Annotated in this window: 17 protein-coding genes and 2 pseudogenes; 13 read left to right on the top strand and 6 right to left on the bottom strand. The window is 72.8% G+C overall.

From position 1 onward, the window contains the following. Positions 1 to 227 precede the first annotated feature (227 nt). From murJ to FF36_RS14810, 3 genes are all read right to left on the bottom strand, one after another. Complete coding sequence (murJ, locus tag FF36_RS14820) at positions 228 to 2,618, bottom strand: murein biosynthesis integral membrane protein MurJ (RefSeq protein ID WP_044885676.1); 2,391 nt, start codon at positions 2,616 to 2,618, stop codon at positions 228 to 230. 1,073 nt (positions 2,619 to 3,691) lie between these two features. Then, positions 3,692 to 6,520 carry a DUF6049 family protein gene (locus FF36_RS14815; protein WP_044885648.1) on the bottom strand — a complete coding sequence of 943 codons (2,829 nt, stop codon included), beginning with the start codon at positions 6,518 to 6,520 and terminating at the stop codon, positions 3,692 to 3,694. Then, positions 6,517 to 6,987 carry an NUDIX hydrolase gene (locus FF36_RS14810; protein WP_044885647.1) on the bottom strand — a complete coding sequence of 157 codons (471 nt, stop codon included), beginning with the start codon at positions 6,985 to 6,987 and terminating at the stop codon, positions 6,517 to 6,519. Before FF36_RS14810 ends, FF36_RS14815 begins: the two co-directional genes overlap by 4 nt. Before the next feature lie 174 nt (positions 6,988 to 7,161). Between FF36_RS14810 and FF36_RS14805 the strand changes: the two genes are divergently transcribed. Beyond that, positions 7,162 to 8,631 (top strand): CCA tRNA nucleotidyltransferase, encoded by a 1,470-nt coding sequence (locus FF36_RS14805; protein WP_044885646.1) that lies wholly within the window; start codon positions 7,162 to 7,164, stop codon positions 8,629 to 8,631. 45 nt (positions 8,632 to 8,676) lie between these two features. Here FF36_RS14805 and FF36_RS14800 read toward each other — a convergent pair whose 3' ends face one another. From FF36_RS14800 to FF36_RS14790, 3 genes are all read right to left on the bottom strand, one after another. Then, positions 8,677 to 10,095 carry an MFS transporter gene (locus FF36_RS14800; RefSeq protein ID WP_044885645.1) on the bottom strand — a complete coding sequence of 473 codons (1,419 nt, stop codon included), beginning with the start codon at positions 10,093 to 10,095 and terminating at the stop codon, positions 8,677 to 8,679. Between the two features lie 216 nt (positions 10,096 to 10,311). Then, positions 10,312 to 11,385 (bottom strand): inositol-3-phosphate synthase, encoded by a 1,074-nt coding sequence (locus FF36_RS14795; protein WP_044885644.1) that lies wholly within the window; start codon positions 11,383 to 11,385, stop codon positions 10,312 to 10,314. A 116-nt stretch (positions 11,386 to 11,501) separates the two neighbouring features. Then, positions 11,502 to 12,332, bottom strand: a complete 831-nt coding sequence (locus FF36_RS14790; RefSeq protein WP_044885643.1) for a PadR family transcriptional regulator — start codon at positions 12,330 to 12,332, stop codon at positions 11,502 to 11,504. 584 nt (positions 12,333 to 12,916) lie between these two features. On the opposite strand from FF36_RS14790, the gene FF36_RS14785 reads away from it, so the two are divergent. From FF36_RS14785 to FF36_RS14740, 12 genes and pseudogenes are all read left to right on the top strand, one after another. Further along, positions 12,917 to 13,321, top strand: coding sequence for a DUF5318 family protein (locus FF36_RS14785; RefSeq protein WP_011607893.1), 405 nt, complete (start codon positions 12,917 to 12,919; stop codon positions 13,319 to 13,321). 380 nt (positions 13,322 to 13,701) lie between these two features. Next, positions 13,702 to 16,282: pseudogene (locus FF36_RS14780) on the top strand (transglycosylase domain-containing protein); the annotation flags it as partial. Positions 16,283 to 16,299: 17 nt separating this feature from the next. Continuing rightward, positions 16,300 to 17,409: a transglycosylase domain-containing protein gene (locus FF36_RS37960; RefSeq protein ID WP_422615091.1), complete on the top strand. Its 1,110-nt coding sequence runs from the start codon at positions 16,300 to 16,302 to the stop codon at positions 17,407 to 17,409. 171 nt (positions 17,410 to 17,580) lie between these two features. Next, on the top strand, positions 17,581 to 19,590 hold the full coding sequence (locus tag FF36_RS14775; RefSeq protein WP_044885641.1) for a glycosyltransferase 87 family protein: 2,010 nt from the start codon (positions 17,581 to 17,583) through the stop codon (positions 19,588 to 19,590). A gap of 133 nt (positions 19,591 to 19,723) precedes the next feature. Then, positions 19,724 to 20,893, top strand: coding sequence for a hypothetical protein (locus FF36_RS14770; RefSeq protein WP_044885640.1), 1,170 nt, complete (start codon positions 19,724 to 19,726; stop codon positions 20,891 to 20,893). Positions 20,894 to 21,066: 173 nt separating this feature from the next. Next, entirely contained in the window at positions 21,067 to 21,372 is a 306-nt protein-coding gene (locus tag FF36_RS14765; RefSeq protein ID WP_236705315.1) for a hypothetical protein, read from the top strand. A gap of 243 nt (positions 21,373 to 21,615) precedes the next feature. After that, entirely contained in the window at positions 21,616 to 21,942 is a 327-nt protein-coding gene (gene rpsF / locus FF36_RS14760) for a 30S ribosomal protein S6 (protein WP_255354222.1), read from the top strand. A gap of 63 nt (positions 21,943 to 22,005) precedes the next feature. After that, positions 22,006 to 22,539 carry a single-stranded DNA-binding protein gene (locus FF36_RS14755; RefSeq protein WP_044885637.1) on the top strand — a complete coding sequence of 178 codons (534 nt, stop codon included), beginning with the start codon at positions 22,006 to 22,008 and terminating at the stop codon, positions 22,537 to 22,539. A gap of 50 nt (positions 22,540 to 22,589) precedes the next feature. Next, positions 22,590 to 22,826: a 30S ribosomal protein S18 gene (rpsR, locus tag FF36_RS14750; protein ID WP_009741495.1), complete on the top strand. Its 237-nt coding sequence runs from the start codon at positions 22,590 to 22,592 to the stop codon at positions 22,824 to 22,826. 11 nt (positions 22,827 to 22,837) lie between these two features. Beyond that, positions 22,838 to 23,284, top strand: a complete 447-nt coding sequence (gene rplI, locus FF36_RS14745; protein ID WP_044885636.1) for a 50S ribosomal protein L9 — start codon at positions 22,838 to 22,840, stop codon at positions 23,282 to 23,284. A gap of 725 nt (positions 23,285 to 24,009) precedes the next feature. Further along, positions 24,010 to 24,608, top strand: a pseudogene (locus FF36_RS37955) (DnaB-like helicase N-terminal domain-containing protein); the annotation flags it as partial. Between the two features lies 1 nt (position 24,609). Further along, on the top strand, positions 24,610 to 26,604 hold a 1,995-nt coding region (locus FF36_RS14740; protein ID WP_242422511.1), incomplete at its 5' end, for a DnaB-like helicase C-terminal domain-containing protein. Between the last annotated feature and the right edge of the window lie 95 nt (positions 26,605 to 26,699).

Raw genomic sequence — 26,699 nt, 5'->3', positions numbered from 1 at the left:
ACGCATTAGTAGAGTAATCCTCGCGGCGTTTCCCAACTACACCGCGTTATGGTGATGGAAGGATCGGCGGCCGCTGTCGGCCCCGCGTACACCTCCATCACCAGACCATGGTCATGAGGATTTCGCCGGGTCGGGGTGACGTCCGAGCTGGCCCTTTGGTGCCCGCCGCGAGCGTCGCTCGGCAACCTCCGCCGGGCCCGGCCTGGGCCGTCGCGGGCGCCGACCGGTCAGCGCCGCCGCGGCGCTCGCCCCGCCCGACGCGTGCCGGTCGCGGATCCCGACCGGTCGTCCGGGCCTTCCCGCCGCGGTGGTGTCGGGGCGCGTGCCCCGGTCCGCGACGACGGCTCCCGGCGGGCCGTCCGCTCGGTCCTGCCCGTGCGCTCCGCCCGCCCGGTCCGGTCGGCCGCCGCCGGCGATGCGGTCGGCCCGCCGGGCCTGCCCCGCCCGCGCCCGCGGCGCAGACGGCCGTTGACAACCTCGGCCAGCGCGTTGACCTCGTGCACGTTCATCCGTCTGGCGACCGCGATGAACAGCGCGCCGCCCACCACGGCCGCGATCACTACCGCGACCCCGGAGCTGAGCCAGCCCGTCCCGATCACCGACCGGATTCCGCGGGCCAGCAGGGACGCGATGACGGCGCCGAGGCCCGCGGCGACCGCGACCTGAGTGATCACCCGAGCGGTGCGGTTGCCGTCGACGCCACCCAGCCGCCGGCGCAGCAGGATCGTCGTGGCCGCGAGCCCGACCAGGTAGGCGAAGGCGAAGGCGAGCGCCAGCGCCGGCGCGCGATGCTGCTCGGGCACCAGCACGGTGAGCACCACCGCGCCCAGCACGTTCACCGCGACGACGCCCATGTTGACCAGCGCCGGCGTCCGGCTGTCCTGGTAGGCGTAGAACGCCCGCAACTGCACCTGGAACAGCGAGAACGGCACCAGGGCCAGCGCGAAGGCGCTGAGCGTGTCGCCGATGTCCACCGCGGCGTGGTACCGGACCGCGCCGTGGTAGAACACCGCGACGGCGATCGGCCGCCCCAGGGCGAGGATGAACAGGGCCGCCGGCACGATGGCCGTGACCGCGACCCGGGTCGCGGTCGAGATGTCGGCCCGGACGAGATCCCGGCGGCCCTGGGCGGCGTGCCCGCTCATCCTCGGCAGCAGCGCCGTGATCACCGAGACACCGATGATCGCGTAGGGAAGCTGGAAGATCTGGTAGCCGTAGGTGTAGATCGTGTAGGCGGTCGTCGCCGTCGACAGGTTGACGATCACCAGGTAGCCGGCCTGGCTGACGATGACGAACAGCAGCGTCCAGCCGGCCAGCCGGGCCGCCGAGCGCAGTTCCGGATGGCGCAGGTCCAGCCGCGGGCGGTACCGGAAACCAACCTTGCGCAGAGATGGCAGCAGAGCGAGCGTCATGGCCACGACACCCAGCGTCGTCCCGCCGGCGAGCACCGTGATCTGCGCGTTGCTGATGGCCTTCGGCCCGTCCACCCCGGGGGGGTGCGGTCCCGACACGATGTAGACGAAGGCCACGCACGTCGCGATGACGATCAGGTTGTTCAGGATCGGCGCGAACATGGGCGCGGCGAAGGACTGCCTGACGTTGAGGATCGCGCCGATCGTCGCGCCCACCCCGTAGAAGACGATCTGCGGCAGGAACCAGCGCAGCATCTCGGTGCCCAGCGCCCGCTCCGCCGGCCCCGAGTGCAGGTAGGCGTCGGTGATCCAGGGCGCGACCAGCATGCCGACCGCCACCGCCGCGCCCAGCCCGAGGATCATGATGGTCAGCAGGGAGGAGGCGAAACTGTCCCCGCCGTCCGGGTCCTCCTTGGCCGCGCGCACCATCACCGGGACGATGACGCTGGTCAGGATCCCGCCGAGGAGCAGGTCGTAGAGGACGTTCGGCGTGGTGTTGGCAACGTTGTAGGCCTGGCTGACTCCGCTGGTGCCGAGCGCGGCGGCGATCGCGACCGTGCGCAGGAAGCCGGACGCCCGGGAGACGATCGTGCCGATCGCCATGATCCCGCTGGCCTGGCCGAGGCTCGGCCCGGACTTCCTTGCGCCGGACTTCCCCCGGCGGGCGGTCGTCGACTTCGCGGTCGTCGACTGTGCCCTCGTCGACGGCGTCCGCGCGGGTTGGGCGCTCGTGGATGGGGTGCTCGCGGGTTGCGCGGTTGCTGCCTTCGCGGTTGACGGCTTCGCGAGCGCGGTGGTGGCCGCGGCATCGGTGGGGCGCGGGGTCCGTCGACGTGACGGGTCACGCCGGGCGTTCCGCCCGGCCGTCTCGCGGGCGGCCGGGGTCCGGGGGCGGGCGGCGCGAACGTCCCTGAGGTCGCCCTCCCTGAAGCCGCCGCCGTTCCCCCCGTTCCCGCCGTCCCCGACCTCGCCGGCGTGGCGGTCTGCCCGCGGGTCGGCGGCCGGATCGTCGCGCCAACCGCCGGGGGCGCCGTCGCGGTCCGCGCCGTAGCGGGCGTCGCCGCGACGGTCACGGGTGCGGGCGTTTCGGCCGTCCCGGGCCTCGGGGGGCAGGGCGGTGTCCCGGCCGCGGCCATCGTCCCGGCTGCGGCCGTGCTGGTGTGACTCCGGGGGGATGCGCCGGACGTTGCTGCGCGGAAGCGCCACCGTCGGCCGGGACTCGCCAAGAGACGGCCGGCGCCGTTCGCCGGCGAAGCGTCGGGGGCGGTCGGCGGCATCCGGCTGCTGCTCCTGCGACCCGCGCCCGGCGGAACCCGGACCAGTGGGCCGACCGACCTGGCCGGGGGGCGAGCCGGATTCCGTCTGCGGCCGCCGTCCGGGTACCGGGTCCGCCGGCCGCGGCGGGCCGGGCGGGGTGGGCAGTCTGGTGGTCCGTGTCCCGTCGACCGGCGCAGCGGGCTGGACCCGTCCGCGTGCGGCGGAGCCGGGACCTCTCTCGGACGGGGGCGGCACGCCGGGGGGCGGCGGTGGTGTCCGCGGCGCGGCCGGCAGCTTCCGGGTCGCCTCCGGAACCGCGGCCCGCGGCGCGCCGGGGGGTGGGACCGGGCGCGGCGCGGCGCCGTCCCGTGGGTCGGCCCATCGGTCGTGGCCGCTGTGGGACGCGTCGTTCCGCCCGGCCGGGTCGTGATCATCGAACTGGTGTTCGGGGTAGGCCGCTCGCCGTGCCCGCCGTGGATAGTGCCCTTCGGCGTACGGCTCATCCGCGTACGCGCCGTCCCGGCGGCGGTAGCCGTCGTCGCGATCCCCGTACCCGTCGTCCGGGTTCCCGGGCCGGCCGTCGGGGCCGGGGTATTGATCGGCTGGATCGAGATACCGCTGGTCGAGGTCCGGATATCGCTCGTCGAGGTCCGGGCGCCGCCCACTCGGGTTGGAAAAGGATCGGCCGTCTCCCGGGTAGGACCGGTCGCCTCCCGGGTACGGCTGATCACCATTTGGGTAGGAGCGGTGAGGCTCCGGGTAAGGCCGGCCGGAATCCCGGTACTGCGGCGGGTCCTGGGCGGGGNAGGACCAGTCCGCCTGGGGCAGCGGGNCGGGGACGTGGGGCGGATCGAGAGTCGCCCCCGGCCGGCCGGCGCCGTCGGCCCACTCCTCAGCCCGGTGGTCCGGGCCGCCGGGGGTGTCGCGCCACGGATCGCGACCACGATCGCCGCGGCCAGCGCGGGGGCCGGTGCCGCCCCGGCGGTGCCGGGGACCCGAGCCGCCCTCCCCCTCGACGGGGGTCACGGGCCGCTCCGTCGCCGACGGGCCGGAACCTCACCGGTGGCCACGTCCCACCCGGGGCCGGCGTGTTCCGCCGCGGCGCCGTGGCCGGAATCGGGCTGATGCTCCGGGCCCCGGTCCCAGCCCCGGTCGTGATCCAGGTCTTGGTCCCGGTCCTGGTCTCGGTCCTGGTCTCGGTCCTGGTCGGTCCCGGGCTCCAGGCCGCGGGCGGCGGGCGCGACGCTCGGCTCGCGACGCGTGGCGTAGGAGAGATCGGCGGTGGGGGCGCCCGTCGACCACCCGGAGGCGACCGCGGCGGGCGCCCGCCGGAAGGGTGGCCGGGCGGCATCGGACTCGCTCCCGGGGCGACCCGGCAGCGCCGCCACCCCCGCCGTGGCGGCACCCGGGTCCGTCAGTCCGCCCGGGATCGCCGTGCCGTCCGGGGCCGCCGGGCCGTCCGAGGCCGCCGGGCCGCCGGCGATCGGTTCGGGGGCGCCGCCGGCGGAGTCGGCGGTCCGGCGCGCGCCCGGCCGCAGCCGGCGGGCGAGGCGCACCACGACGGCCAGCAGCAGCACGCTGACCGCGCCGATGGTGATGGCCGTGGCGATCGCGCCGTAGACGGTGGAGCGCACGAGTACCCGGGTCGGGGGATCGGTCGAGAGGGCCTGGCCGTCGAGGTTGAGGCGGCGGATCTCCAGCGGGAACGTCCCCGCGCCCTCGGCGTCCACCTCTATCTCGATCTGGGCCTTCTGCCCCGAGGGGAGGTTGCGGGTCTCACGGGCCGGCGAGCGGAGCCGGGAGTGGGTCGAGGAGAAGGCGAGCACGACGGTGACCTCGAACTTCGTGTTGTTCTCGAGCGTGATCGGTACCAGCCCGTGCTTGCTCGTCAGGTTGACGCTGCGGGAGGCCACCACCTGGATGCCGTTGCGGATCGCGGACACGTTCCCGTCCACCTGCTGGCTCAACGACACACCGTCGACCATGCGCCCCCCGCGCCAGGCGACGGAGGTCGCTGTGACAAGTGCGTTGCTCATCGGGTCGACCCGGTCGATCCGGCAGGTGCGGGTGGCCTTCGGCGGCGGGCAGAGCACCGGGCCCAGCGCCAGCGCCTCGTCGCGGACGCTCGCCACCGCGTCGAGGTAGGTGACGGGCAGCTCCCGGGCCTGCGCGTCGGCCGGGTAGACCAGCACGCCGCGGCGGGCCGGCGACTGGTTCTGGCCGGCGCCGCCGTCGAGCGGGACCGGGACGGAGTAGTCGCTGTCGATCGCCCCCAGCACCTGCTTGGCCCAGTCGTCCGTGGGCGGGTTCCAGCCCCGCGGCAGGGCGAGGACCTGGAACCGGGGCTCGGACTGCTCCGCGGTGATCATGGCGAGGTCGGCTCGGAAGTGTGTCAGGACGACCCCGGCGCTGGGACCGTCGGCTCGGCCGTCGAAGGAGGTGGCGATCTCGGCGAGGCGGTGGTCGGTGGCGAGCGCCCGGATCGGGCCGGCCGACGTCGGGAGTTCGTAGGTGGCCGACGGCGTGTAGGGGACGGCGGACCCGGGACGCAGGATGCGGTCGTCGAGCAACACGGTCCCGACCTTCAACTGGCGCAGCACGTCCACGGTGGCGGTGTCGGCGAGCCCGTCGACGGGGTAGGCGACGGACGCCATCTGCGCGGGTTCTCGTTTCAGCAGAGCGGCGAGCACGACCTGGCCAGTGTTGACGGCGTAGCTCACCGTGTCCAGCTTCTGGGCGTGGACCAGGGCGGCCAGGTCGGCGTCGCCGTAGGGCAGGGCGAAGACACCGCCGCCGGCGTCGGCGAAGTTCTTGATGTCGTTGAGGAACTGGGCGGCGTCGGAGCTCTGCGGTTCCTTCACGCCGTCCGCGCCGCCGCCGGGGCTGGCGTAGTGGTAGCCGTCCGGGTTCGTCATGATCTGCAGCGCCTGCACCAGCGTCGGGTCGACGGCGAGGGTGACCGCGGGCCGGCCCTCGGCGGTGACGGTCGACCGGGCCGCGTCGAGCAGGCGGTACAGCCGCCCGGTCGGCTTCACCTCGTCGGCGAGCTCGTTGTCGGTCAGCAGGCCGTCCGAGCGCAGGCGGGGCTGGTCGGCGAGCGGCAGGACCACCGCCACCGGGGTCCGCTGCTGCTGGCCGGACGAACGCACCAGGAAGGTGTACGCCACGCCGAGCGGCGCCACCGGCTGCCCGCCGACGGAACCCGTGACCTTCACCCGCAGGGGGTAGACGCCGACCCGCACCGGCAGCGCGGATGCACCGAGATCACTTGTGATCATGAACCTGACCGGGTCGGCGCCCTGGACGGGCGGATCGGACAGCGGCTGCGTGCTCTGTCCGCCGGAGAGGGGTAGCTGGCGGTAGCTGGGCTGGGGGCGGGCCTCGCCGTTCTCGGCCAGGGTCTCGAGCCGCCCGCGGGAGGTCACCGCCGGGGAGCCGATCGACAGGCTCATCCGCAGGTCGGTCAGGGGCTGCGGCCCCGAGGTGGACAGCGTGCCCTGCACCGACACCACGGAGGACCCCGCGGCCGGCGCCTGCACCTCGTCGACGGTCACGGTCACCCGGTTCCCCGGACCGGTGGACGACGACGCCGATCCCGGTGAAGAAGGTAGCGAACCGCCCGATTCGTCTGTGGATGAAGCTGTGGAAGACCGTGGTGATCCTGTGGATGAATCGGGTCGGGCGATCCGTTCCACGAGCCCGCCGCGGATCGCCGCGCCCGCCGCGGAGCCGCCGGCCACCGGGATGACGAGGGCGAGCAGCACCACGGCGGCGAGCCGGGCCGGCCAGCGCCGGGCGCCGGACGCCCCGCGGGGCCGCGCCCGTCGCGCGGGCCGGCGCGGCGCCGTCATGCGGTCGCGGCCAGCACGACGGGCACCTCGTCGAGCAGGCGCCGCTCGTCGGCGTAGGCGAGGCGCTCGGCGACCTCGGCCAGTGGAACCCAGGCCACGGCGTCGACCTCGATGTCGGCGTCCGACAGCGAGCCGACGCTGCGCAGCAGCAGGAAGTGGTGCACCGTCTTGTGGATGCGTGCCCCCCCGGCGACGAACCAGAAGTCGATGGTGCCCAACCGGCCGAGGACGGACCCGGTCAGCCCGGTCTCCTCGCGGACCTCCCGGACGGCGGCCTGTTCGGTGGTCTCGCCGGCCTCGACGTGACCCTTGGGTAGCAGCCACAACAGCCGCCCATGGCGATCCCGGCGGGCGATGAGCGCGGCGGAGGCGTCCGTGGAGCACTGGTCGAGAATGAGGCCGCCCGCCGAGGTCTCCTCCACCCGGGGCAGCGGAGTGCGACCGGCGGAGGAGGTCGACGGCGGCATGGATTGATCGTACGAGGCGCGGGTCCCCCGGCCGGCCCGTGTGCCCGCAACGCCCCGGTTGTGCCCGTTGATCCCGGTGGTCGGAACCGCGTCGCCGTGGCCGCGGTGTGATCGTCCCCGGCTCGTCCGGGTGCCGGTTCACCGCGTCCAACCCCGTAACCTGAAGGTGTGTCAGTGATCAGTCTGGACAACCCGCGCGACTCGGCCGAACGGGTGGTGAGTGAGCTGCTCAGGGTGCCGCCGGCCGCGGACGAGCTCGGTCGTGTCTTCGCCGCCCACGGCCACCTGCTCCACCTCGTCGGCGGCTCGGTCCGCGACGCCCTGCTCGGCCGGCCCGCCACCGGCGCCACCGGCGCCCCGGCCGACCTCGACTTCGCCACGGACGCCCGGCCCGAGCGGGTGCTGGAGATCACCCGGGGCTGGGCGGAGGCCACCTGGGAGGCGGGGATCGCCTTCGGCACGGTCGGGCTGGCCCGGCGCGGGCTGCGCTTCGAGATCACCACCTACCGCAGCGAGGCGTACGACCGGCAGTCCCGCAACCCGGCGGTCACCTACGGCGACAGCCTGGAGGCGGACCTGTCCCGCCGGGACTTCACCGTGAACGCGATGGCGGTGTCGGTCCCGGGCCACGACTTCGTCGACCTGTTCGGCGGGATGGCCGACCTCGCTCGCGGCGTGCTGCGCACCCCGGCGAGCCCGGAGGCGTCGTTCGACGACGACCCGCTGCGCATCCTGCGCGCCGCCCGGTTCGAGGCGGCCCTCGGGCTGACCCCGGTGCCCGAGCTGGTCGAGGCGATGCGCGCGCGGACCGAGCGGCTCGCGATCGTCTCCCCCGAACGGATCCGGGACGAACTGCGCAAGCTCATCCTCGCCGCCGATCCGGTGGCGGGCCTGGAGCGGCTCGTCGAGATCGGCGTCGCCGACATCGTGCTGCCCGAGGTCGCGGCGATGCGCATGGAGATCGACGAGCACCACCAGCACAAGGATGTGTACGCGCACACCCTGACCGTGCTGCGCCAGGCGATCGCCCTGGAGGAGCCGGGCGAACCCGACGAGGTGCTGCGCTGGGCGGCGCTGCTGCATGACATCGGCAAGCCGCGCACCCGGCGGCACATCCCGGGCGGCCGGGTGTCGTTCCACCACCACGAGGTCGTCGGCCGGGACATGACGCGGCGCCGGCTGGCCGCGCTGCACTTCCCCAAGGACGTCACGGACGCCATCTGCCGGCTCGTCTACCTGCACCTGCGGTTCCACGGCTACGGCGAGGGCGAGTGGACGGACGCGGCGGTGCGTCGCTACGTCCACGACGCCGGTCCCCAGCTCACCCGGCTGCACAAGCTCGTCCGCTCCGACTGCACCACCCGCAACCGGCGCAAGGCGGCGGCGCTGTCGCGCACCTACGACTCGCTGGAGGAACGGATCGCCGACCTCGCCGCGCGGGAGGAGATCGCGGCGATCCGGCCGGAGCTGTCCGGTGACGACATCATGGCGCTGCTCGGGCTCGCCCCATCCCGCCTGGTGGGCCAGGCCCGCGCGCACATGCTGGAGTTCCGCTTCGAGTGCGGCCTCGTCGGGCGCGAGGCGGCCGAGGCCGAGCTGTTCCGGTGGGCCCGCGAGCACGAGGTGCCGATCCCGGACGCGTGACCGGGCGGCCGGAGCAGCCGGGGCGATCGGGGCGATCGGGGCGGGTCAGCCGCGACTCTCGGCCGGCCCCGCGGAGATGATCGGGTTGATCCGGCCGGCGGGATCGGTCGGATCAACCGGCTCGGCGGGACCGCTGGGCGGGGGAACGGCCGGGTGCGGTGGCGGCCCGTCGCCCACGCCGCGGATCACCCGGTCCTCGGGGTGGCGGCGGGCGGCCCGGTAGTACACCAGCCCGGCCAGCGCGTAGCCCAGCCCGGCGACGATGACCACCGCGCCCGAGCGGCCGTCGTCGGGCAGGACGACGGCCGCGATCGCCGCCGCGGCCACGAAGGCGACGTTGAACAACAGGTCGTAGAGCGAGAAGGCGCGGCCGCGGTAGGCGTCGTCGGTCTCCTCCTGGACGATGGTGTCCACACAGATCTTGCTGGCCTGGGCGGAGAACCCGAGCAGCGCGCCGGCGACGATGAACAGGGGAGCCTGGAAGGGCAGGCCGAGCACCACCTCGACGACGCCCCCGAACACCAGGACCAGCGTGATCCAGCTCGATTTCGGCATCCGCCGGGTGACCCGCGGGGTCACGACGGCGGCGGTGACGGTGCCGATCCCGCTGGCGGTCACGACGGCGGCGAGACCCGTCAGCCCGCCCTCGTTGCCGGTGAAGTAGTTGCGGTACAGCAGCACCGTCATCACGAGGACCAGCCCGTAGGCCGCCCGCGAGCTGGTCAGCGCGGCGAGCGCCCGGCGGGCCGGGCCGTGGCCGGCGAGGTAGCGGGCACCGTCGACCATGTCGGCGACGACCTCGGTGGCCTGCCGCCAGGCTCCCTGCCAGGGCACGGCGACCACGGGACCGAAGTCGCCCCGGCCGGAGCGCGACGCCGTCATCATCGCCAGCAGGTAGGCGAGCGCCGCCAGGCCCGCGACGAGGGCCACCGTCCGGTCGTCGCCGCCGACGAGGCCCCGTACCCCGCTGCCGAGACCGGCGCCGAGCAGGGTCGCGACGGTGCCGGAGGTGACCGACAGGGCGTTGGCGGTGACGAGGCGGTCGACGTCGACGACGACGGGCAGCCCGGCGGACAGCGCCGCGAGGACGAAGCGGTTCACGCTCACCGACGCGAGCGCCACCGCGTAGAAGTCGACGCCGGTGCGCCCGGCGGCGATGAGGACCACCAGGATGGCCATGAGCACCATCCGCACGAGCGAGCTGACCACGAGCACCCGCTGGCGGGACGTCCGGTCCAGCACGATGCCCGCGAACGGGCCGATCACGCTGAAGGGCAGCACGACGATCGCCAGCGACGAGGCCAGCGCCCCCGCGGACGTCGCCCGCTCGGGGGAGAACAGCACGTAGCTGACGAGGGTCGCCTGGAAGACGCCGTCGGCGGCCTGGGAGGTGAGCCGGGCCGCGTACAGCATCCGGAACCGGCGGCCGCCAAGCAGCTCGCGGAGGTTCGCCGACCATGCCACGCCTGTCAGCGTAGGGCCACCCGGCCCGCCTCAGGTCACCGGTGGGCCTGCGCAGGCCCACTCGGGCCCGCTCGGGCCGCTTGCGGCGTGGCCGGGGGGTGTCACCGGGTTCGGCCGCCCCCTCCGGACGACCGAACCCGGCGCCCGCCTCCCCGGCCGGGGAAGCGGGCGTGCAGGCCGGGTGGACGGGCCCGCCGGGGCCCCGACGGGCCTCGCTCAGCCCTCGTTGCGGATGAACGCCTCGACCTTGTCGCGGGCCTCGTTGTCGCGGTACTGCTCCGGCGGGGACTTCATGAAGTACGACGAGGCGGACAGGATCGGCCCGCCGACGCCCCGGTCCAGGGCGATCTTGGCGCAGCGCACCGCGTCGATGACCACGCCGGCGCTGTTGGGGGAGTCCCAGACCTCGAGCTTGTACTCCAGGTTCAGCGGGACGTCGCCGAACGCACGACCCTCCAGCCGGACGTAGGCCCACTTGCGGTCGTCGAGCCAGGCCACGTAGTCCGACGGCCCGATGTGCACGTTGTCCTTGCCGAGGTCGTGGGAGACCTGGGAGGTCACGGCCTGGGTCTTGGAGATCTTCTTCGACTCCAGCCGGTCACGCTCGAGCATGTTCTTGAAGTCCATGTTGCCGCCGACGTTGAGCTGCATCGTGCGGTCGAGGACGACGCCGCGGTCCTCGAAGAGCTTCGCCATCACCCGGTGGGTGATGGTGGCGCCCACCTGCGACTTGATGTCGTCGCCGACGATCGGCACGCCGGCGGCGCGGAACTTCTCCGCCCACTCGGGCACCCCGGCGATGAACACCGGCAGGCAGTTGATGAAGGCGACCCCGGCGTCGATCGCGCACTGGGCGTAGAACTTCGCGGCGTCCTCGGAACCCACGGGCAGGTAGCAGACGAGCACGTCGGCCCGGGCCTCCCGCAGGGCGGCCACGACGTCGACCGGCGCCTCGTCCGACTCCTCGATGGTCTCGCGGTAGTAGCGGCCGAGGCCGTCGAGGGTGTGACCCCGGGAGACGGTGATGCCGAGCGGCGGCACGTCAGCGATCTTGATGGTGTTGTTCTCGCTGGCGACGATGGCCTCGGAGAGATCGCGGCCGACCTTCTTGGCGTCCACGTCGAACGCGGCGACGAACGTCAGGTCGGAGACGTGGTAGTCGCCAAGCGTCACGTGCATCAGCCCGGGGACCTGCGCCGACGGGTCGGCGCCGCGGTAGTACTCGACCCCCTGGACCAGAGAGGCGGCGCAGTTGCCCACGCCGACAATGGCGACACGTACCGAACCCATGACGGTCTACTCCTTAGCTGCGATTTCTATGGAAGTGGAAATATCGGGCATCCAGCTCCGCCACGACGCCGCCCGCCAGCCGAAGGCAGGGTGCGGGCGCCGCTACGCGGTGCCACTCACCGGCCGGCCGGAACCTCACCGTCGGGGTCCGGGCCGGCCTCGGCCGGGGCGTGCCTGTTCCGGGTGCGCGCGTCGCCGTCGTTGCCGCCGTGCGTGCCGTCGAGATAGGTGCCGCGTCCGTCCCGCCGGGCCGGCCGGCCCGCTCGAGCCGGCCGGCCCGGCCGGCGCCCCGTCCCGCCGCCACGAGCGGGAGGGGGGAGCGTGCCCGGCTCCGGTCCGGTGGATGGCTCCGATCCTGTGGATGGAGCTGTGGACAACCCTGTGGACGCTGTGGACAACTGTGGTTCCGTGAAGCCGGTCGGGGCGCTGGCCCGCTCCGTCTCGATCAGCTCGTTGAGCCACCGGACCTCGCGTTCCACCGACTCGAGCCCATGACGCTGCAGCTCGAGGGTGTAGGTGTCGAACCGCTCGACGGTCCGGGTCAGGGCCGAACGTACCTTCTCCCGGCGCTCCTCGAGCCGGCCGCGGCGCCCCTCCAGGATGCGCAGGCGGACGGCGGCGTCCGTCTTCGCGAAGAAGGCGAACCGCACGCCGAACATCTCGTCCTCCCAGGAGGACGGGCCACCCTCACCGAGCAGCTCGGCGAGCTTCTCCTTGCCCTCGCCGGTCAACGTGTAGACGACCCGACTGCGCCCGCCGAGCCGGGTCGTCGCGCTGACGTCGTCCGCGGTGACGTACCCGGCGTCCGCGAGGCGGCGCAGGCAGGGGTAGAGCGAGCCGTAGCTGAACCGGTGGAACGCGCCGAGGACCGCGGCCAGCCGCTTGCGCAGCTCGTAGCCGTGCATCGGGCTCTCGGAGAGCAGGGCGAGAACCGCCAGTTCCAGCATGACCCGCCCTCCCTCGACCGTGCCCCGGCCGCGGGCCTGATCGCCGCCCGGCCTGCCGCCTCGTTGCGCGGCGCTTCCTGCTGTGCCTCGCTCGTGCTGTTCCCCCGATACTGTCGCTCCGACATATCGAAGCGATACATCGAGGATAGACGTCTCGGGACGAGCGCCGCAACCAGGAATGACCATCCGGCGACCAGGAGATGACAGAACGACACCTCCACCTCTGGGCGCGGTCGCGGCGCGGCCCCTGCCGGCTGCCACCAGGGGCCGGTGCCGCTCGGTCCCCCGGTGATCTCGCCGCAGCCGGTGGTTGACCCGAGAACTGCTTGTTCGCAGGGGTGATCGGCGTCCGATCCAGTCGTGGCCCGCTCACCCGCGTGACCGCGCCGGGGCTGGCGGAGCCCACCGAGCGACCTTGCTGTGGGTGGGGCCGGCGTCACAGTGTCATCCGGCTCACAGTGGCCGTGGGGCCCGCGCTGGGGCGTGCGGGCCTGGCCGTTGCACGGGCGGCGGACGGCAGTCCGTTCGGTGACCATCTGTCCGGACCATCTGCCTGGAACACGTCCGCGGCGTACCGTTGAGACATGCGGTCGCGGTCGGTCATCGACTACGCGCTCGCCCGCCGGGCGACGCTCGCGGATCTGTTCGCGGGTCGGGTGTCCTCGCTCGACGTCTGTGACGCGCACCCCTATCTGCTGCGCGCGGCCAAGTACCACGGCGAGCCGACCAGCAAGCGTTGTCCGGTCTGCCGCGGCGCCGATCCGCTCATCCACGTCACCTACACCTACGGCGACGAGCTCGGTGAGAGCTCCGGCCGCGTGCGGGCGACGAAGGACCTCCCGGCGCTCGCGGCGAGGTACAGCGAGCTGCGGGTCTACGTCGTCGAGGTATGCCGCCCGTGCGGGTGGAACCACCTGATCACGTCCTACGTGATCGGCACCGGCGAGCCGAAGGCGAAGCGTCAGCACCGCCGTGCCGCCGATACCTGACGGTGCACGCCTGCCGCCCTCTCTGCCTTCCCGGCCGCGCCGCACCGCTGCGCCGTCCGGCGCGACCGCGGTCCGGGCGCCCTGCGCGAGCGGGCGGAATCTGGCGTGAGATCCTGGTCTGCCATGTGGGTGTCGCGGCGGGTCCAGGCGTGGTGCCGACCACGAGTGGTCCCGTTCCGTGACCTTGCCGGTGTGAGCCCGGCGAGTGGCCCGGCCCTGCGTGGTCGGCCGAGTCCCGCCCAGGGCCTGTGGCCCCCGGCGTACACCACGGCCGGGTTCCAGCGGGATCGGACCGGTGGGGGCCGGACCTTCGGTAGCGGTCGGGGGTGCCGGCCCGTCCCCTGTGGCGGATCGGCGACCGGGGAGTCCCAGAGCGACGGATGGAGCGGTTGGTGAGCTCTCCCTACGACCGGGGCGCCTACCGGGGCGGCCCGGATTCGGACCCGACGCGGTCCGAACCCGGCCAGCCTCAGGACGCGTCCCCCGATCGGGCTAGGCGCGACCGGATCGCCCGAGCCGGCCAGCCTGGCCGGCCGGACTCGCCTGCCCGGGCCGGCCACGACGGCCCGCCGCCGGTCGACCGCCCCCGCGGCGAGCGCACCGCCCTGGTGCCGGCGGCCGGTCGGTCCGCCGCCGGACGCGCCGCCCTGGTGCCGCCCGCCGGACCCGTCGGGCCAGCGGGAGTTGCCGGACCCTCCGGGCCAGTGGGAGTTGCCGGGCCGCCGGGAGTTGCCGGGTCGGCCGGGTCGGCTGGGTCGGCTGGTCCCGGCGGGCGTGCCGGGGGACCGCCGCCTCGCGCGGTGGCTCCCGCCGAGGCCGCGCAGCCCGACCGGCGCCCGGGTGCCGGCGCCGCGGCGATCCCCACCGCCGGCTGGGTACCCGACCACGGCTCGGCCGCCCGGGCCGCGGGTCGTGGGGTGCCCTCCGGCCCCGATCCGGTCGCCGACGAGCGGGCCGGCCGCGCCGCCGCCGCCCGTAGTGTCTCCCCCGAGCGGGTCGCCTCCCCCGGGCGGGGACCGGAGCGTGCAACGCCCGACCGGGCGGCTGCCGAGCGGTCGCTGCCTGGCGGCGCATCCGAATGGCCCGTGACCCGCGCGGCGGGCCGGCAGACAACGTCCGACGCACCCGGCCGCGTTCCGGCAGCCCCCCGTGATCCGGCGACGTTCCGGGATGCCGGGAGGCCCCGAGATGCGGGTCCCACCCGAGATGCGGGTCCCACCCGCGCGGTCGCGGGCGGACCGTTCATCCCGGTGGTGGACCCGAGGGGTGGCACCGGCCCCGATCAGCCGCCCGTGGGCGGGAACGGAACCGATCCGCGTCGCCGCGCCGACCGGCTGGCCGGCGACGAGCCCGCCGTCCGCGGCGGGCGGGGGCGGGAGCGCACCGGCGGACGAGGCGTGCCGGACCGGCGCTCGGGCGGTATGGCCGGAGTGGGCGATCGGAGCGGGCCCGACCTGGACCGCCCGTCCGGCCCACCGCTGCCGACCGGACGCGATCGGGCCGCTGGCGCCCCGCGGACCTCGGCGGAGGTGAACACGATCTACGACACCGTCGACCAGGCGGCCCTGCGCCGGGTCGACGTCAGCGAACGCACCGCCGACGCGACCGTCTACCGCAAGGTGACGGCGGAGCAGGCCGGGCGAGACGCGGCGGCCGGTGCCGGCATGACGGAGGTGACGCCGGTGCGCCGGGTCGCCGGGCGGCGCCGTGACCGGCCCACCCAGGCGACCGAGCGAATGGCGCTTCGGGTCGGCGAGCTGGAGGCGGCCGAGGGCCGCACCGGCCCGCCCCGGCCCGGCGCCCGCCGTCCCACGCCCGCGCGCACCGGGCCGGGGCGGGGCGCTCCCGCGCGCTCGTCGCGGGCGGCGATGGGAGGCCCGGACGGACCAGGTGGACCCGAGGGGCCGGGCGGTGGGGGTCGTTCCCCCAGGCCGGGCGAGGGCCGTCGTGGCCCGAAGTGGTGGCGACGGCGGCCACGCTGGCTGCGTCGGCTCGTGCTCGCCGGGGTCTTCTCGTCGATCCTGCTGTTCGTCGCCGGCGTCGCCGTCGTCTACGCGGCGACCCGGGTGCCGCTGCCCGGCGAGGTGAAGACCGACCAGACCTCGATCATCTTCTACGGTCCGCCGGCCGGAACGAACCAGGGAACCGGCGACGAGCTTGCGCGCATCGGGACGGTGAACCGCACCGACGTGCCGTTGGCCCAGGTGTCCAAGGAGATGCAGCACGCGGTGCTCGCGGCCGAGGACAAGAACTTCTACAGCGAGCCCGGCATCTCGCCGAAGGGTATCGCGCGGGCGCTCTACGTCAATGTCACCGGCGGCGACCTGCAGGGTGGTTCGACCATCACCCAGCAGTACGCGAAGAACGCCTATCTGAGCCAGGAGCGCACGTTCAGCCGCAAGATGCGGGAGATCGTGCTCGCGGTGAAGCTGGACCGTAAGTACTCCAAGGACCAGATCCTGGAGTTCTACCTGAACACGATCTACTTCGGCCGCGGTGCCTACGGTATCGAGGCCGCGGCAAAGGCGTACTACAACACGAGCGCGGCCAATCTGACCGCGAGCCAGGGCGCGGTGATCGCCGGGTTGATCCGCTCGCCGAACTATCTCGATCCGGCGAAGAACCCGGTCCCCGCCGCCAACCGCTGGCACGACGTCGTGGCGACTATGGTCGCCAAGGGCTGGGCACCGGCAGGCCTCGCGCAGGAGACCCCGCCGCCGCCGCTGGCCAAGGCGGAGGACGCGGCCGCCTCCTCCGACCAGGTTGCCTACATTCGTGAGCAGGTCAAACGCGAGCTGATGGCCCACGGCATCACCGAGGACCAGATCAACCGCGGCGGTCTGCGGATCACCACGACCATCGACAAGGGCCGCCAGATCGCCGCTTTCCAGGCCGTCAGCGGGGTGCTCAGCCAGGCGTACGCCGCCGTGCCGGACCTGCGCACCGGCCTGTCCGCGGTGGNACCCGGCACCGGGCGGATCCTCGCCTGGTACGGCGGGTCGCTGTACGGCAAGGACGCCCAGGGACACGAGCAGTACCAGGACAACGTCTCCCAGGCGGAGGTGCAGTCCGCCTCCACCTTCAAGACGATCACCCTGGTCGCGGCGCTACAGAAGAACATCAACCTGAAGTCGACCTTCGCCGCGCCCGCGAAGATCACTCTTCCGGGCGACTACGTGGTCGGCAACGACGAGGGCGAGGCGGGCGACCTCGGCTACAAGGACCTCATCGAGGCCACCGCCGCCTCGATCAACACGGTCTACGTGCCGCTCGGCCAGAACATCGGCGTGCAGAACGTCGTCAGCACGGCGCACCTGCTCGGCATCCCGGACAACACCGCGCTGCCGATCGAGGCCGGCATCACGCTGGGCAAGGACCCCGTCCACGCCATCGACATGACCTCGGTGTACGCCACCCTCGCCGCGGGCGGCGTCCGGGCCAAGCCGCACATGGTCGACAAGGTGGTGGACGGCACCGGGCAGGTCATCTACTCGGGTAACCCGGAGGCGAAGCAGGTCATCCCGACCACCGTGGCGCGCGACGCCACCTACGCCCTGCAGAGCGTCATCACCGATCCCACCGGCACCGGCACCAAGGCGAGACTGGCCGGCGGGCGCGAGGCGGCCGGCAAGACCGGCACATCGACGGACTTCCGCTCCGCGTGGTTCTGCGGCTACACCAAGGAGGTGTCGTCCTGCGTCGACATGTTCCGCGGCGGCGGCACCGACAAGGAACTACTCAAGGGCATTCCCGGGGCGGAGAAGGGTGTCTACGGCGGCACCTATCCGGCCCGGATCTGGAAGGCCTTCATGGACGCGGCCCTGCAGGGCGTGCCCAAGTCGAAGTTCGACCCGCCGGCGTTCGGTGGACTGGTCCAGGACAACGAGCCGGCACCCACGCCCACGCCGACGGACACCCCGAGCACCGCGCCGACGTCGGGCCTCACTGATCTGCTGGGCGGCCTGTTCAGCGGAAACGGCGGCGGTCAGCAGCAGCCGCAGCAACAGGAGCAACAGCAGCAGCCCGGAGCGAACCGCCCGAACCGTTCGTCCAAACCGCCGGGGCTCTTCACAGACCCTTTGGGGTGACCGGTGGGCCGACCGCGCCGGCGGGTTCGGGACATCGGGGCATCGTCGAGATGCGAACCCGCAATCCCGAGTCCGCCGCGGCGGGCGGCGGTCCGTCCACCGGCCCCACCCCCGGGTGACTGCTCCCCTGCCGGAACTGCGGTCCCCGGCCCGAGCGGGCCGTGTACCACAATGGCCCGCATGGCCACGACACCGGCGTCTCCCGCCCGCGTCAGCCCGGCCCGGGAGGACCCGGTCGTGGCGGGCGCGAGCCAGCTCATCGGCGGGCCGCCGGGCGAACACGCGGTCCTTGCGGACCGGCGGACCTGGCTGACCCCGCTGCGCGTGCTGATGGCCCTGGCCATCGTGGCCAGCGTGCTCGGCTACACGCAGAAGATCGGCTGTCGGGACACCCGAACCTGGACGCACGAGCACCAGTACAGCGCGCTGTGCTACTCCGACGTCGTCGCCCTCTACAGCCAGGAGGGCCTGGTCGACGGGAAGATCCCCTATCTGGACTACCCGACGGAGTACCCGCCGCTGATCGGCGCGGCGATGGCCCTCATCTCCTGGCCCGCGGGCCACGCCTCCGGCCCTAAGGCGGTCTACCGGGACGAGGGCGGCCGTCGGGTGTTCGACCACTACACGATGGACCGGCGCTCGGCTGTCTTCTACGACCTCACGGCGCTGCTGTTCATGGTCGCCGTGTGCGTGGCGGTGGCCTGCACCGCGTTGACGGCCGGATCCCGGCGGGTCTGGGACGCGGCGCTGTTCGCGCTGGCGCCCGCGCTCGTCCTGCATCTGCTGACGAACTGGGACATCCTCGCGGTGGCGTTCGCGGCCGGTGGCCTGCTCGCCTGGTCCAGACGGGCACCGCGGCTGGCCGGCCTGCTCCTCGGCCTGGGCATCCTCACCAAGCTGTACCCGGTGCTGTTTCTGATCGGGCTGGGCTTCCTCTGCCTGCGTGCCGGGAAGCTGCGGGAGCTGGCGAAGACCGTCACCACGGCGATCGTGACGGTGATCGTCGTCATCGTGCCGCTGTGGCTGTCCGCCGGCTACTTCGACGAGCAGAGCAACAAGGTCGGCGACAGCATCTGGACGACCTTCTGGCGCGGCGGGGACTGGCTGCGCCTGCTCGGCGGGGGCCCGGACGGGGCACGCAACGGTCTCGCCCGGTTCATCGACCTGAACTCCGACCGGGGCGCCGACTGGGACTCGGTGGCCTTCGGCGCGACCTGGCTCGCAGACCGTCACGACCCCGCCTGGTTCGGCCCGCTGCACCTGGTGGTCTGCGTGGTGATGGCGGTCGTCGTCCTCGCGGTGGCGGCGGCGCTCATCGTGCACCGCCCGGATACCCGCCGCCTCGTCGCCGCCTCGTCGGTAGCGGCGTGGGGGACCGTCGCGATCGGCGTTCCGCTGGTCCTGCAGGGCATCCGTGAGCACGGCCTGCCCATCGGGACACTGAACATCATCACTGCCGCGACCCTGGTGGTCGCGGTCGTCGCGATCGGGCTGCTCACCTGGTTCGCGCCGCGCCGGCCGCGGCTGCCCCAGGTGCTGTTCCTGCTGGTCGTCGCGTTCCTGTTGAGCAACAAGGTCTTCTCTCCTCAGTACACGATCTGGCTGCTCCCCCTGGTCGCGCTGGCCCGGCCGCGGTGGCGGCTGTTCCTGCTCTGGCAGGCATGCGAGGCGTGGGTCCTGTTCACCCGCTTCATGCATTTCATCTACAACGACACCCAGGGCCGGCACGGGATCGACCGGGGCTGGTTCGTGGGCGCGGTGGCGCTGCGCGACCTGGTGCTGGTCGTCATGGCGGCGTTCGTGGTGCGGGAGATCCTGCATCCGCGGACGGATGTGGTGCGGACCGGGGGGTCGCTGGACCCGGCCGACCGAATCGCCGTGGATCGGCCGGCGGCGGGGCTGGACCCGGACGCGGTGGACGACCCGGCCGGAGGGGTCCTGGATCACGCGCCCGACGTACGCGGTGGCTGGCGCGGCCGGCCGACGAGGCCGGCACGTGGCGCCCCGGAGCCGGAGCCGGCAGCCATCGCCGCGTCACCAGCAGCGGAGCCGCCAGCCGGGTCCGCCCCGCGGCCGGAGCTCGCGCCGATGGAGCCGGGGGCGCTGTTCCGGCCGCGGCAGAACCGGTCGGACACCGTCGGCGGAGCGGAACCCGACGGCAGCGGATCCGCTGGTGGCTGAGGCCGCTCAGGGGAACCCGATCGGTCAGGGGAACCCGATCGGTCAGGGGGACCCGATCGGTCAGGGGGAGCGGCCCGGTCAGGGGACGCGGGACCATGAGAGGGAGCGGGACGGATCGGGAAGCCGGGGCGGCGTGGACGAACTCGCCGGCCCTCGCGGCCTCATCGGCACCGCCCGTTCGGGCTGGTCCCGTCTGCCGGAGTCCGTTCGGGCCACGCTGCCGCTCTGGCTCGGCAGCCGGATCGCCGTAGCGCTCCTCTCCCTCGCCGCGGCGAGGACGCTGACCTCGCGTCCGGCTCGCGACGCTCCCGGGCTGCGCACCCTCTGGGACCACTGGGACGTCGGCCTGTTCACCAAGGTCGCCCGGTATGGCTATCTCTCCCCCGCCTACTCGGACCGCACCGAGGTCGACTTTCCCGGCCTGCCGCTGGCTATCCGCCTCGTCCATCTCGTCGTGCCGGACTGGATCGCCGCCGGTCTCGTCGTCTCCCTGCTCGCCGGCGCCGTCACCGCGGCCGCGCTCTGGCGACTGGCCGCGGACGAGGTGGGTGCCCCGGCCGCGAGGTTCGCCGTCGTCAGCCTGATCTCCTTCCCGTACGCGGTGTTCCTGTTCGCCGCCTATTCGGAGGGGCTGTTCCTGGCGTTCGCGACGGCGTCCTGGCTGGCCGCCCGCCGACAGCGCTGGTGGCTGGCCGGCCTGCTCGGCGCGGGGGCGGCGGGCACGCGGATCAGCGGCATCGCCTTCGGCGTGGCACTCGCCGTGCAGTACGTCGTCGGCCGGCGTGCCGCGGGACGGCCGGTGTTCGCCTGGCCGGCGCTGTCGTTGGCCCTTCCGCCGATCCCGGTCCTCGCCTACCTGGGCTACCTGCGCGCGCACACCGGCGGCTGGAGTGCCTATACCGACGCCATGCGCGACGGCTGGCACCGCGGCACCGACTGGCCCTGGTCCGGATGGGCGGCCACCTGGGCGTCGGCGACCGACGGCAACGGGGCGTCGACCTTCGTGTGGTTCTGGCGGGGGGAGCTGCTCGCGGTGGTCGTCGGCGTGCTGCTGACGGTCGTCCTGCTGGTCGGCCGGAGGTGGGGGGAGGCAACCTTCGTCGGCGTGATGACCACGATCATGGCCTGCACGAACTACTACGCCTCGGGGATCCGCGGAATTCTGGTCGCCTTCCCGCTCTACCTACTGCTCGCGCGGGCCGCCGCGCGCAGCCCCCGGGTCGCGCCGGTGTATCTGTTTCTGTGCGTCCCCGTGATGGCGGCGCTGGTCATCGCCTTCACCCAGGGTCAGTGGGTCGACTGACCCCGCCCGACGCGTTGGATGTCGGTGTGGCGGTACGACCCTCCGGACGGGGGATGCGCGACGATGTCGTTGACGCGTGTGTCGCCGCGTCGGGGCCAAGCGACGAAAGGGGCGATGCGGTGGATACCGGGGATCCCCGGCCGGGTCGGCCTGACGTCGGATTCGGGGCCGGCGTGGACGCTTCTTCCGGTGAGGGCCGCCCGGACGGCGGCAGCTCGGATGACGGCAGCTCGGATGACGGTCGCTCGGACGGCGCCGCGGGCATGGGTCCGCGCTCCTACGCCCGACTGGCGGCCGGGCTCGCGGGCCTGGCCGCGCTCGCGGTGCTCGGGCTGGCGATCGCGGATCCCGCTCCGTCGCGGCACCTGCGCGGGTTGCTCGTCTCGGTTGATCTCGTCTGCCTGGCCGGGGTGGCGGCCGCCTGGCTGCGTGTAGTCCTGGTCGTCGGGGCGCCCGGGATGCCGAAAAGGATCGAGTAAGCTCGTCGGGACACGCCGTGCGTCGGCGCACGCGTCTGTTCGCTGGTCAGCCGGTGATCTCGTCGGGATCATCAGCCTGCCGTGAGCGGCCGTAGTGCACTGCTGGTCGTCCGGATGTGCCGGTGGGCGATCCTTCCTGGATTCGCGCCGCCGCGCGCGTCCGCGGCGACGCAGATCCGTTCCACGGCTCCTCCTGCCACGGAGAATCCGTGGCCGCTGAGTCCACAGGAGGTGGGTTCAACCTTGGCACGTCACTACGAACTCATGGTGATCCTCGTATCGGATCTCGAGGAACGCACCGTTGCGCCGTCTCTCGACCAGTACCTCGGCGTCGTCCGGCAGGGCGGCGGTGTGGTCGAGAAGGTCGACATCTGGGGTCGGCGCCGGCTCTCCTACGAGATCGCGAAGAGCAACGAAGGTATCTACGCGGTGATCGACCTGCACGCGGAGCCGGACGTGGTCGCCGAGCTCAACCGTCAGCTCGTCCTGAACGAGTCGGTCATCCGCACGAAGGTCATCCGGCTTCCCGAGCCGAAGAAGCCTCGCCAGAGCCGCCGGGTGGCGGCATGACCCGGTCCGCGGCGACGGCGATCTCCTCGCCTTCGCGGACCGCCGACATCCGGGAGGGCGCCCGTGGCCGGTGAGACGATCATCACCGTCGTTGGCAACCTGACCAGCGACCCCGAGCTGCGGTTCACGTCGAACGGCGCCGCGGTGGCGAGCTTCACCATCGCCTCCACGCCGCGCACGCTGGACCGCCAGACCAACGAGTGGAAAGACGGCGAGGCGCTGTTCCTGCGCTGTTCCATCTGGCGTCAGGCCGCCGAGCACGTCGCCGAGTCGCTGCAGAAGGGCGCCCGGGTCATTGTCACGGGCCGGCTCAAGCAGCGCTCGTTCGAGACTCGCGAGGGTGAGAAGCGCACTGTGATTGAACTCGAGGTCGACGAAGTCGGCCCCAGTCTGCGTTACGCGACCGCCAAGGTCGTCCGCGCCGCCCGCGGTGGCGGCAGTGGCGGTGGCGGTGGCTACAGCGGCGGTGGCGGTGGCGGTGGCGGCTACGGCGCGCCCGCCAGCGTCCCCTCCGGCGCGCCGGCCGGCGGAGTCCCCAATGATGATCCCTGGTCGCAGCAGCCGGCCGGTGGCTACTCAGACGAGCCTCCGTTTTGAGCGGGCGCTCGTCGTCCTCGCGGTCGACACAACGAGGTAGGAGCACTTCCGTGGCCAAGGCGGCCGTGCGCAAGCCCAAGAAGAAGGTTTGCGTCTTCTGTAAGGACAAGGTCGAGTACATCGACTTCAAGGACACCTCGCTGCTGCGCAAGTACATCTCGGACCGGGGCAAGATTCGCGCCCGGAGGGTGAGCGGCAACTGCAGCCAGCACCAGCGCGACGTGGCGACGGCGGTGAAGAACAGCCGCGAGATGGCGCTGCTGCCCTACACCGCCTCGGCCCGCTAGGGGGTGGCGGGATGAAGCTCATCCTGACCCAGGAGGTCCCCGGCCTCGGCAGCCCGGGTGACATCGTCGAGGTCGCCAACGGCTACGGGCGCAACTACCTGGTGCCGCGCAAGTACGCGATCCTCGCGACGAAGGGCGCGGAGCGCCAGGTCGAGCAGATCAAGCGGGCCCGCTCGGCTCGGGCGGTCCGTGACCTCGGCCATGCCCAGGAGATCGCCGGCCAGCTCGGCGGACTCAAGGTCGAGCTGATCGGCCGGGCCGGCAAGGAAGGCCGGCTGTTCGGCTCGGTGACGGCGGCCGACGTGGTCGACGCTGTCACCGCGGCGGGCGGTCCCGAGCTGGACCGTCGGCGCGTCGAACTGACCACGCCGATCAAGTCCCTCGGGGCGTACACGGTCGCCGTGCACCTCCACCCCGAGGTGACCGCGTCGGTGAAGCTTCAGGTCAAGAAGGCATAGGACCGGCGGCACCGCCCTCGGGAGGCGGCATTGCCGCCTCGCCGGCGAGGCGCGGATGCCCCGGACTGACGAACTCCCCCGGCCGAACCACCCCAGCGGTGGTCCTCGGTCCGGGGGAGTTCGTCGTTGCGGGACCGGTCCGCGACGAACTTTCTTCCGCCCCGGTTTATCCACAGGATGCGGGTCGGCTGTGCTTGCTGCACCTGCGGACCCTCGGCCTCGTGGTCCTTGTTTTCCACAGGGTGTGAGCCGCTGTCCCGAGCTCCTCCCCAGGTTCCGGCAGGTTACCCACAGCTTTTCCACATGGGCCTGTGGATAACTTTTTGGTGGGGGTGCTCGTCGATCCGTATGGTCGGACCCTCCAGACTGGGTCCGCCGGACTCGCCTGGCCAGCTCGGCGGCCGCTCACCAGGTACACGGGTCGCGTAGCGGTGCGACCGGTCGCCGCGTGGCGCCTCGGTCGGAACGGACTGCCGAACCGGATCGCCGAGGCAGGGACGCCGAGGCAGAAACGCCGAGGCAGAAACGCCGGTGGGGCGAGCAGTCGAGGGTGGGTCGGTCGAGGGTCCGGCGGTCGGACGGCCGCCGGACCGGACGCGGCGTGACGGGGGTCGACGGATGGCCGAGATCTGCTGGACGTGGCGGCGTGGCCCGTTGACCGCAGCTCTGATGTGTACGAACATGTGTTCGAATCTGGATCTGCGGGAGAGCGGGGAGGGTGCGTCGTGAGCGTCACCGAGATCTCGCGCGGAGGCGCAGGCGGCGGCGCGGAGTTCGAGCGGACCCCGCCCCACGACCTTCCGGCCGAGCAGAGCGTGCTCGGCGGCATGCTGCTGTCGAAGGACGCCATCGCCGACGTCGTCGAGGTCCTGCGGATGGCGGACTTCTACCGCCCGGCCCACGGACTCGTCTACGAGGTCATCGGCGACCTGTACGGCCGGGGCGAGCCCGCCGACGTCATCAGTGTCGCGGCCGAGCTCAGCCGCCGCGACCTGCTGGAGCGGGTCGGCGGCCCGGGGTACATGCACACCCTGATCTCGAGCGTGCCCACCGCGGCGAACGCCGGCTACTACGCGCGCATCGTCGCCGAGAAGGCGATCCTGCGCCGCCTCGCCGAGGCCGGCACCCGCATCGTCCAGCTCGCCTACGGCGCCGCCCCCGACGTCAGCGACGTCGTGGACCGTGCTCAGGCCGCCGTGTACGAGGTCACCGAGCGGCGGTCGAACGACGACTACCTGCCGCTGGGAGAGCTGCTCAACCCGGCCCTGGAGGAGATCGAGTCGATCCAGGGCCGCGGGGAGGGCGCGCTGACCGGCGTGCCGACNGGCTTCGTCGACCTCGACGAGCTCACCAACGGCCTGCACGGCGGCCAGCTCTGGATCGTCGCGGCCCGCCCGGCCGTCGGTAAGGCGCTGGCCCTCGGCACTGCGCTCCCTACCCCGACCGGCTGGACCACGATGGGCCGCGTCGCCGTCGGCGACATGCTGATCGGTGCCGACGGGCGGCCGACGCGTGTGGTCGCCGCCACCGACGTGATGCACGGCCGGCCGTGCTACGAGGTCGAGTTCTCCGACGGGTCCGTGATCGTGGCGGACGGACAGCATCAGTGGATCACGCAGACCTGGGCGGAGCGTCGCCGTGACGGCACGGTTCGTTCGGGCTCCCGCGCCGCGACGCTCACCAGACCGGTCACCACGGAGGAGATCGCTCGCACTCTGCGTTGTCGGACTGCCGATCGCCGGTGCAACCATGCGGTGCGTATCGCCGGCCCATTCCAGTTGCCGGCGGTCGACCTGGCGGTCGACCCCTATGTGCTGGGAGCCTGGCTCGGTGACGGAACGTCGGCCTGCGCGAGCCTGACCTCGGCTGATCCGGAGATTCCCGAGGAGATCCGGCGCCGGGGATACGAGGTCGTGGGCAGCACCAGTGCGAGGTATCGCTATCGACTGGGGCTGCGGCGGTCCGCGGTGACCGAGAGGGCCTGCATGGTGTGCGGGCGGCCGTTCACCAACGCGATGCCCGGCGTCCGCACCTGTGGCCAGTCCTGCGGGGGCAAGCTGCGTTTCCTCGCGGAGCCGCTCCCGGCTCGATGCTGCGTGGACTGCGGGGGCCGGATAACCAGTTTCGGGCCGCGCTGCCGTTCCTGCCACGCCCGGGCCGGGACGTTGCAGGCCCGGCTGCGCACCCTCGGTGTGCTGGGCGACAAGCACATCCCGGCCGGCTATCTGCGGGCGAGCGAGCAGCAACGCCGTGACCTGCTGGCAGGCCTGCTGGACACCGACGGCACCGTGGCGAGCAACGGGTCGACCGTCCAGTTCGCCTCCACCAACCCGAGGCTGGCCCGAGAGGTGCGTGAGCTCGTTCTCTCGCTGGGCTATCGGGCGACCGTCACGACGAAGCGGGTGCGGGGCAGGTCGGAGGAGACGTCCACCTGTTTCACGGTGAACTTCGCTCCCCAGGATCAGGTCTTCCGGCTTGCGCGCAAGGCCGCCCGACTGCGGCCGACCGGACACCCGACGGTGGCGGTGCGGTACATCACGGACGTCCGACCGATCGCATCTGTGCCGGTCCGCTGCGTCGAGGTCGACAGTCCCGATCACCTCTACCTCGCGGGCGAGACCTGTATCCCGACCCATAATTCGACCCTCGGTTTGGATTTTGCCCGGGCGGCGTCGATCAAGAACGGGCTGACCTCGGTCATCTTCTCGCTGGAGATGAGCCGGATGGAGATCACCATGCGGCTGCTGTCGGCCGAGGCGCGGGTGTCGCTGCAGAACATCCGCACCGGCCGGCTCACCGACGACGACTGGGCGAGGCTGGCCCGCCGGATGGGCGAGGTGGCCGAGGCGCCGCTGTTCATCGACGACAGCCCGCACCTGACGATGATGGAGATCCGGGCCAAGGCCCGCCGGCTCAAGCAGCGCAACGAGCTGCGTCTGGTCATCCTCGACTACCTGCAGCTCATGTCGTCGCCGAAGAAGGTCGAGAGCCGCCAGCAGGAGGTCAGCGAGATCTCCCGGTCGCTGAAGCTGCTGGCCAAGGAGCTCGACGTGCCGGTCGTCGCGATCTCCCAGCTCAACCGCGCCTCCGAGCAGCGGGCCGACAAGCGCCCCCAGGTCTCCGACCTGCGCGAGTCCGGCAGCCTCGAGCAGGACGCCGACGCGGTCATCCTGCTCTACCGGGAGGACACGGTCGAGAAGGAGTCGGCGCGCGCCGGGGAGGCGGACCTCATCATCGCCAAGCACCGCAACGGGCCGACCGGCACCGTCACCGTCGCCTTCCAGGGGCACTACTCGCGCTTCGTCGACATGGCGAACTGACTGCTGCCCGGCCCCGTGCCCAGCCCGGCGCCCACCTGCGCCGGTCGGCGGACCACGATCCCCGGACGGTGACACACTGGGCGCTATGACGACCG

This window comes from Frankia torreyi (assembly GCF_000948395.1).
Lineage (GTDB): Bacteria > Actinomycetota > Actinomycetes > Frankiales > Frankiaceae > Frankia > Frankia torreyi.
This window is presented reverse-complemented; position numbering and strand designations above follow the sequence as displayed.